Source organism: Sporomusa sp. (assembly GCF_035561255.1).
Classification (GTDB): domain Bacteria; phylum Bacillota; class Negativicutes; order Sporomusales; family Sporomusaceae; genus Sporomusa.
On record NZ_DATMXX010000401.1, the window covers coordinates 1 to 8,553 of the forward strand.

Genomic DNA, 8,553 nt, shown 5'->3' on the forward strand with positions numbered 1-8,553 from the left:
CATTTGTTCATTGTAAAATGAAAGGCCACATAAAGGACGTTCCTTTTGAACGTCCCTTATCGTCCTCTCCTGCGTATACTAAAAGCGAAAGTCTCGTTTCCCGCCTGTCAAATCGGCCAGATACTCAATGGCAGTAGTACGTACTTTTTCATTAGTGATGCGTGGAATTTCATTGGCAATGACCACCTCACCCTTGGCTTTAGTATCTGCAGAAGCATAATCCTCTAAATACTCCTTAAGGGTCATAAGTGCGTTGGGCTGACAACAGTTCGCGATTTGTCCGGATTTAACGAGACTCATAAAGCGGTCTCCTGTACGACCTTCACGATAACAGGCAGTACAGAAGCTTGGTATATAGCCTAGGCTTAGCAACCAATTTACAATTTCATCCAGTGTACGCGTATCATTTAATTCAAATTGGGCAGAATTATCGTCTTCTGCTTCTTTCTCCACATACCCTCCCACGCTTGTACTTGATCCGCCGCTAATTTGAGATATACCCAATTCCAGAACACGCTCACGGGTTGCTTGTGACTCGCGGGTAGAAATTATCATTCCAGTGTATGGTACAGCAATTCGAAGCACAGTTACAATTTTTGCAAAAGTATCCTCTGAGATAGCATTGGAAAAATCCTCAGGATTAATATCATCCGCCGGTCGAATACGAGGAACACTGACGGTATGTGGGCCAACGCCCATAGCCGCCTCTAGATGCTCAGCGTGCATAAGTAATCCTACAAAATCATAGCGGTACAAATTTAAACCAAACAATACACCAATGCCAACATCATCAATACCCGCCTCCATAGCACGGTCCATCGCTTCAGTATGGTATGCATAGTCATGCTTAGGCCCTGTTGGATGCAGTTCTTCATACATTTTTTTATTATAAGTTTCCTGAAAAAGGATATATGTTCCAATTCCGGCATCTTTAAGCTTACGGTAGTTTTCGACAGTTGTAGCTGCGACATTAACATTAACACGACGAATGGCGCCATTTTTATGTTTTATACTATAAATTGTTTCAATGCTTTCTAATACGTATTCTATTGGATTATTAACAGGATCCTCACCGGTTTCCAGGGCCAGTCGCTTATGCCCCATATCCTGCAGGGCGATTACCTCCCGGGCAATATCCTCCTGAGAGAGCTTTTTGCGGGAGATTTTTTTGTTCTTATGATGATAGGGACAATATACGCAGCCATTCACGCAGTAATTAGACAGATACAGCGGAGCAAACATGACAATACGGTTGCCGTAAAGCTTTTGTTTAATTTCTTTGGCTAAGCTCATCATCTGTTCATTTAAATCTGCTAAGTCACACTCAAGCAAAACTGCAGCATCACGATGGTTCAATCCTTTGTGATCTTTAGCCTGTTCCAAAATACTTTCGATTAATACACGATTACTCTTGTTAGCCTGAGCATAAGTAAGGGTATCCTGAATTTCCTGGTCATCAATGAATTCAGTGGCAATTTTCGATTTACAATTATACAAGCTTAAGACCCCTTTGCATTATATTTTAAGATCAGTCTGGTTTTTTAGTCAAAGAAATTACAGCAAAGTTATTTATCCGCACTTGGCGAGAGCTTGGAATATACTGTTTTGATATTAACATTAGGGATCATTCCCAGTTTTCCGGAAAGTGCGCTAACAATATCATTGGGAGCATCCATGACAATGCTTATTACGGAAATGTTACGTTTAGGGTAAGGGATTCCCATTCGCCCAACAATGTAATCTCCATAATCGTGGAGAATATCATTAAGTTTTTTAGCCGATTCCTTATTTTCAACTATAATTCCAATTAGCGCAATTCTGGGTTCCATAACATAGCTCCTCTCTCAACAAATTAAAAATCCTTGCGCCCTAAAGGCACAAGGATAGAACAACAAAATACTCAGAAACACAAACGAAATATTTCTGATCATTGCCTATTCTCTCGCCTTCTCATTCGGGACTAACCCTCATGTATCAGTACGATAACTTTATACTTTGACTAGTTTGCTGCAAGAAAGAATAAACTTATTCAATCTTCGACAACTCACTTTACGAATACAGTCTAACACGATTTCCGGTAAATAACAAGAATTTTCACGCAAACTTTCAGGAAGTCGGGGTCAGGCTTGAGTTGTTTAAAAAATTGACTTATTTTGCTGATGAAAGATATAGAGGAAATAATGCAAATTTTGCTATAAGTCAAGCCTGCCCCCTATCTGCTCCAAGAGGGAACACCAGGGACGTCAGACTGTGCGAAAACAATCTGACGTCCCTTATTGTCCTACTAGGTTAGCAAGGTGTTATATTGAATAGTGCACTTTATTTAATTTGCTCACGCCAATTTAACTGAGTTTCACCTTCGGCCTCAGCAATCGTAAGAAACTTGCCGTTTAATAACGGATTGGTGAACGTATAGTCCGAACGCTTGTGTAAGCCCCTTGTTTCTTTTCTTTCTCTGGCAGTGATACAAATCAAACGGCCAATTTGCAGAAGATCAAAACATTCTAATGCGCGCATCAACTCATGGGATGTTTTTACGCCAATTGCTGTTTTCGCTTTTTGCTCTAGCTGGTCTAAGTAAATCAGTGCGGTGGTGAGAAGCTTTTCCGAACGTACAAAGGTCACACCGGCATAGTCGTTCATAATCTGCTGAATTGCTGCATTGAGGTCTTGCCAGGGCTCTCCAGCCTCACGGGATAACAAAGCATTACAAAAAGCTGTTTTTTCAACAACAGTACAGTTATCAGCCAGTTGATCATTAGTCAACGTACTGGTCTGGGCATAGCGGGCAGCGTTTTCCCCGGCAATTCGTCCCATAACTGCTGCCCCGGAAATATCGGCCCGAAAGTTTCCGACTTCATCACCGGCTGCATACAAGCCGCCAACATTGGTAGCAGCCTGTTCGTCAATTTCTATACCTCTGCCAATAAGGATCGGCTCATATCTGGTAAATTCAACCTTATGCCTGGTAAGGTCGATTCCCTCGTGTTCCATCGCATCCAACAGCGAGGTATCGCCTTCGCACTCTAAGCCCCACATCATGTATTCCATATCCTCGGGCGAGGTCTCTGAACAGTCCATGTACACAGGTCCGGTGCCATTTTGCATTTTGTCGGTAAATACAGAATGCCACACGTCCGCCGTAATATCGCCTAACTCCCTGGTGGGCTTGGTAACAAATGGTCCTACCGGTTTTCCATCCGGGTCATTCAAGATCCCGATCCACGTTGCTTTGCCACACCGTTCAAAATACTTAGGGCCGGCATGGGTATTAGGAATTTCAAGATTGATCAACCGGGCACCGGCTCTGTAGGCTGCGGCCCGCCCAGCTCCGGCGTTAGCCGGGCAATGGGCTGTATTAAACAACTTAGTCGGGGTAATTGATGGATATAACCGACTTGTATTGCCGGTAGCGGAAATAATTGTTTTTGTGCGGAACAGGACTAATGAAGGTTCTGCCTCCGAAATATCCAAGCCTACTGCACCGATGATTTTATGGGAACTATCTGTAATAAACTCAATAACCGGGGTTTTGTTTTCAATCTGTACGCCCCGTTTTAGGGCTTCGTCAGTAAGCACCTTTTTCTGGTTGTACCCATTATATTTCAAAAATATCCTTCTTCGTCCCGGATAGGCATGCCCATTGAATTCCCACTCGCCATGCGGCTGCATATCAATCCCCCATGTATGCCAGTCCTTGACAACCTCAAAGGATCTTTCGGCAAAGATGGCCTGGATTTTAGGATCGGCATTACCGCCTACAAGGGACATGTTGTGTTCGACCAGATATTCTTCCACTGTACATTGATGATACTCGGGGATATAGCAGGTAAAATGATCATTGCCTGTAGCCCCTGAGCCGCTTCTTCTTGTATCGCCTTTATCGGCAAGAACAACCTTTGCGCCATTGTCAGCTGCGGCAATCGCCGCCATTAAACCGGCGATACCGCCGCCAACTACCAGGACATCGCTGTCCACTACTTCCTGCTTGATCTTAATCATGGTTCCGTCCCCCAGCAACAACTGCTTCTCGATATAATAATGACATCTGTAAAGGCAATTTCAGCGTTATCGCTTGTGCCGGGCAATCCAGGACACAAGCGTTGCAATGCCAGCAGTCCTCTTTATAGATGGGGAGCGGCACCGCATTCTTTTTGGTAGGGCCATAGACATCAAGCCCGCAGATCTCAGCACACTTTCCACACTTTATACATTTACCCGCATCAACAATTGGCGGCATATTCTCACATTCTTTCTGATTATTTCTTGATGGATTTGCTGGCCTCCTGGTAATAGCTGCTATCAATCCATTTATCCAGATCAGGTTTCTCCCTAATCAATTCGTTGGCAAATAAGAAGTTAGCAACGCCGGCAAAGGCTTTTTTGGCGTTATCGCCGGCAACTACATTGAAATCAATTTTTTTATCAGGGAATAACAGCGTAAGGGCATCCAGCGGGTAACCTGATTTCTCAAGAATAGTAATTGATTCCTGACTATTTGCTTTTGCATACTCACCGGCCTGAATTAATGCACTGACCACTGCGGTAACTGCTTCTTTATTGGCTTTTGCATAGACACTGCGGGCGATAATTCCGTGACTGCCTTTCCACTCCGCGTTGTTAGCCCCCGAAAGCAGGATTGCCCCTTGCCCGGATTTAACAATTTGCGCCTCCTGCACTGCAGAAAGCACTGCTGCGTCAACAGTTTTACTGATGATCGCTGCTGCTGCATCCTGGGATGTCATGTTGACAAACTGAATATCATTGATTGTTAAATTATTGGCAGTAAGCATATCGGCAAGCGTTTTATGCATATACGAACCCTTGAGGGTTGCGACCTTTTTCCCTTTTAAATCCTGGATAGACTTTGCGCCTGAATCCTTGGGTACCACAAGGGCTGCATCATTAAAGCCCACTTCTGCTGCGACTAAAACGGTATCAACCCCGTTGCTTTTGGCAATTGTAACAGGTACATCACCTGACGTTGCCATATCAATACTACTGCCGGCGATCGCCTCATTAATTGCCGGACCCGCGCCTGTAAATGGTATTGTCTCTAACCGATAGCCTACTTTATCCAGCTCTGTTTTTAGGAAACCTTTTTCGATGGCAATCGCAAAGGCATCATTGGGAAAGGATTTACCACTATCGACATAACCAATTTTCACAACTTTGTCACTGGGTTTTGTCGTTTCGCCTGAGCCCGCTGTACTTGATTTACCGGCACAGCCGGCAACAAGTACCCCGAATACTAATAAAACTGCCAAAATCATTTTCAATCTCATAAAAATTCCCTCCATTTTTTCTTTTACAGATAATACTCAGGATCACGTTTTTTCGAATCAAAAAACTCTTGCATGATTTGCGCCTTAAGTAAGCTAAAGTGATAACCTGTTCTTTCCCGGGGACGCTCCAAATCAACCTTAAAGATTTTTTTGATTGAGGCCGGCCGATTGGTATTAATGACTACGCGATCACCTAAATAGATTGCTTCATCAATATCATGGGTAACAAGAACCATCGTCGTTTTTTGCTTTTCCCAAATCTTTAGTACCTCATCTTGCATTTGAATTCTTGTTAATGCATCTAAAGCGCCAAAAGGTTCATCCAAGAGTAAAATATCCGGCTTGTGTACAAACGCGCGGGCAATTGCCGTCCGCTGGGCCATACCGCCGGATAGCTGGTGCGGATACGCCTTTTCAAACCCTGTTAAACCAACAAGCTCAATATGTTCACGTACTCTGCCTTTCTTTTCTTTGTCATCCAGACCGTATAAACCAAAGCCAATATTCTCCTCAACCGTCATCCACGGCAGCAGCCGGTGATCCTGAAAAATCATGCCTCTTTGTACGGTCGATTTACGCAAGTCCTGCTCGCCGCAAAGTACCGTTCCTGCCGAATAGTCAACAAGTCCGGCAAGAATTTTCAGCAACGTACTTTTGCCGCAGCCGCTGTGGCCAACAATACTAACAAATTCCCCTTCCTCAATATCGAGATTAATATGATCTAACACCTGGATAGAATCAGCACCAACCTGAAAGCTTTTACTCAAATCATTAATATGTAAGTCATAGCCCATGTCCTGTCCCTCCCTATGCTCTTTGCCATTTGAGCACATACCTGGCGATTGCTTTAATAACGAAATCCATGATACCGCCGATACAACCAATTAAAATCATGTATACGATGACCACATCAGACTGCATAAGATTGCGGGCGTCATTAATTCTGTACCCTACGCCGGCGGTAGCCGCAATCATTTCTGCCGCAACAATGGACATCCAGGCCGTGCTGGCTCCGAGCCGTAACCCAACGAAGATGGACGATAAGGCCCCAGGCAGATAAATGCGAAAAAGTATATCTCTTTTCTTGATTTTATAAAGCTTGGCAAATTCTAACAGACCTTGTGGCACACCGGTAATCCCGTTCACCGTATTTAATAAAACCGGGAAGAAGGAACCGGTAACAATTAAAATTACTTTTGAGGCATCGCCAATACCAAACCATAAGATCAAAAGCGGAATCCATGCTAAGGGTGGAATCTGCCTCAGCCCATTAAGTACCGGATCAAATAACCGCTTTACCCTGGGAAAAATCCCCATTAAGATCCCGGCTGTCAACCCTAACAGACTGCCGCCAATGTATCCCTGCAAAACGATGGATAATGATGAGATTAAGTCTTTTATCAGCAGCCCATTTGTTAAGTTCTTGGTAAATGCAGTCCAGATCTTGGTTAGCGGTGGCATTAAAATAGGGGGGAATATGCCGCTGCTGCTTAAATACCACCAGCAGAAAATCAAAGTTAAAGGAACAATACCGTTATTAGCAATGTTAACCAGTCCGGTAAGCGGCATTCTACGGGAGATTTGTTTTTCTTTCACTGTTTCTAAAGCCACATTATTCACTCCTACACTTCTTGGGGATATCTGTTTATGTATGCTTAACGCGGTTAAGACAAATAAAAAAAGCTGACAAACCTAAACCACCATAGTAATGGTGCGTTTTAGGTCTTCAGCTTTCTGATCAACCACAGAACAGAATGTTTAATTAGGTAGATTATAGCAACATTTTTGTCGAAATGTCAACCTAGTTTTACCAAACAAGTCCAAAAGAGATATCTGCCAAACATACCAGTGCCGGATTGCACTATATTATTTCTTTCTGTTGGCAGCGATCCTCGCCCGGATGGCCTGTCGTTTTTCTTCTTCCTCCCGCATCAGCCGCTGCCGCTCGAACAGGGCTCGCACGGAATTGGAGGCAAAGGCCGGGGCCTGGTAACCGCGCTTAGCCTGCGGTATAAGTGGTGTAGCCGTTGGGTCTTCCCCATATAGGGTGACTGAATTGAGATAATACGTATTGGCCGGGCCGTTGATCTCATAGGTGGCTTTGGTGTCAATAGGAACAAGGGCCTCAGAACCGCTGACATCCTGGGCGCACAGGTCAACATACATGCCCCTGGCTAACCAAATGCGGTTATTGCCATTGGCGAGAACCGCAAAGACCGAACCTTGATTGGGGAGGTCCGTGGGGAAGAAATAAACCCCGGTCACGTAATCAGGGGCAACATTACCGGCAGGTAACTGAAGCACATAGCCGTTAAAGGTGGTGTAACCGGCAAGATAATACCCGGCCAATACATAAGCGCTGCCATCATCACTAAAAGTGATATCCCGCAATTCAGCCCCTTCTCCCAGAATCAAGACCAAGTCGTCAAACGTAAATGCTGTCGTAAACGCCAGACCAGTAGGATCACTGGTATTGGCGAGATCGATAATATCCAGCTTGGAACCCGTATTGGGCGTACCATTGCCCTGCACCCCGCCGATACTACAGACATGCAGCTTGCTGCCATGCTGCTCCAGCGTAAACGCATTGCGGCCCAGGTTGAGTCTGGCATCGACAGTTGACACCCGTTTGGTTCGTCTGAGCTCGGTAAAGGTCGCCAGGTCGATTTCGACCACCGTGCTTTCCCGGTAGTTAGCAGTTGGTGACATCAAATCATTAACTGTGATAAACAATCCATAGAGCTTATTATTGGCAAGGTCGACACTCAGTGCCACCCCGTAGCTCTTATCGGTGGGATAAGACGGATTGGTAAAGGTATAGGCTGCAACCTCCACATAAGGGGAGCTGCCGGTCATTGGGATTTTGGCGATTTTGGCATTGTCAAAATCGATGGGGTAGAGATAATTCCCCACACCGGCCACGCCATAGACATTTTTGATGCTCGGCCAGTCTGTTGGCTGATTGACGGAATGTGTAACCGCCCAGGTTTTAGCGTCAAGAATTTCAATGCCTGGGATTAAGACATTGATCTTGCCGTCTACGCGTTCATACTTTGACTGAATCAACAGGATCTTGTTGTCAAGGCTGCCGTCCTGAAACCAATGACCCCTGGTATCCCCGTTCTTGCCTGTGACTTTATTGCCTTCCACCCCGATTGCAGTGGCCTCGTCTTTGAGAACACCGCCTTTGCCGGATTTAACAGTTTCATTGGTATCTCCGGAAAGCCCCCAACCATAGGTCTCATCCACCGTATTCACTGCCAGTCTT

The 8,553-nt window shown here is 44.9% G+C and carries 8 protein-coding genes; all 8 read right to left on the reverse strand.

Annotated features, from left to right (window positions below):
* Positions 1-78: 78 nt before the first annotated feature.
* The gene (gene hydG / locus VN379_RS22750) at positions 79-1,497 is read right to left on the reverse strand and encodes a [FeFe] hydrogenase H-cluster radical SAM maturase HydG (protein WP_325538159.1); all 1,419 of its coding nucleotides are present in this window, start codon (positions 1,495-1,497) and stop codon (positions 79-81) included.
* Positions 1,498-1,565: 68 nt separating this feature from the next.
* On the reverse strand, positions 1,566-1,829 hold the full coding sequence (locus VN379_RS22755; protein ID WP_325538161.1) for a TM1266 family iron-only hydrogenase system putative regulator: 264 nt from the start codon (positions 1,827-1,829) through the stop codon (positions 1,566-1,568).
* Positions 1,830-2,319: 490 nt separating this feature from the next.
* Positions 2,320-4,002 carry an FAD-dependent oxidoreductase gene (locus VN379_RS22760; protein WP_325538162.1) on the reverse strand — a complete coding sequence of 561 codons (1,683 nt, stop codon included), beginning with the start codon at positions 4,000-4,002 and terminating at the stop codon, positions 2,320-2,322.
* Entirely contained in the window at positions 3,995-4,240 is a 246-nt protein-coding gene (locus VN379_RS22765) for a ferredoxin family protein (protein WP_325538164.1), read from the reverse strand. Before VN379_RS22765 ends, VN379_RS22760 begins: the two co-directional genes overlap by 8 nt.
* 19 nt (positions 4,241-4,259) lie before the next feature.
* Positions 4,260-5,285 carry an ABC transporter substrate-binding protein gene (locus VN379_RS22770; RefSeq protein WP_325538166.1) on the reverse strand — a complete coding sequence of 342 codons (1,026 nt, stop codon included), beginning with the start codon at positions 5,283-5,285 and terminating at the stop codon, positions 4,260-4,262.
* Positions 5,286-5,308: 23 nt separating this feature from the next.
* Positions 5,309-6,079: an ABC transporter ATP-binding protein gene (locus tag VN379_RS22775; RefSeq protein ID WP_325538168.1), complete on the reverse strand. Its 771-nt coding sequence runs from the start codon at positions 6,077-6,079 to the stop codon at positions 5,309-5,311.
* Positions 6,080-6,092: 13 nt separating this feature from the next.
* The gene (locus VN379_RS22780) at positions 6,093-6,896 is read right to left on the reverse strand and encodes an ABC transporter permease (RefSeq protein WP_325538169.1); all 804 of its coding nucleotides are present in this window, start codon (positions 6,894-6,896) and stop codon (positions 6,093-6,095) included.
* 255 nt (positions 6,897-7,151) lie between these two features.
* On the reverse strand, positions 7,152-8,553 hold a 1,402-nt coding region (locus tag VN379_RS22785; RefSeq protein ID WP_325538171.1), incomplete at its 5' end, for a hypothetical protein.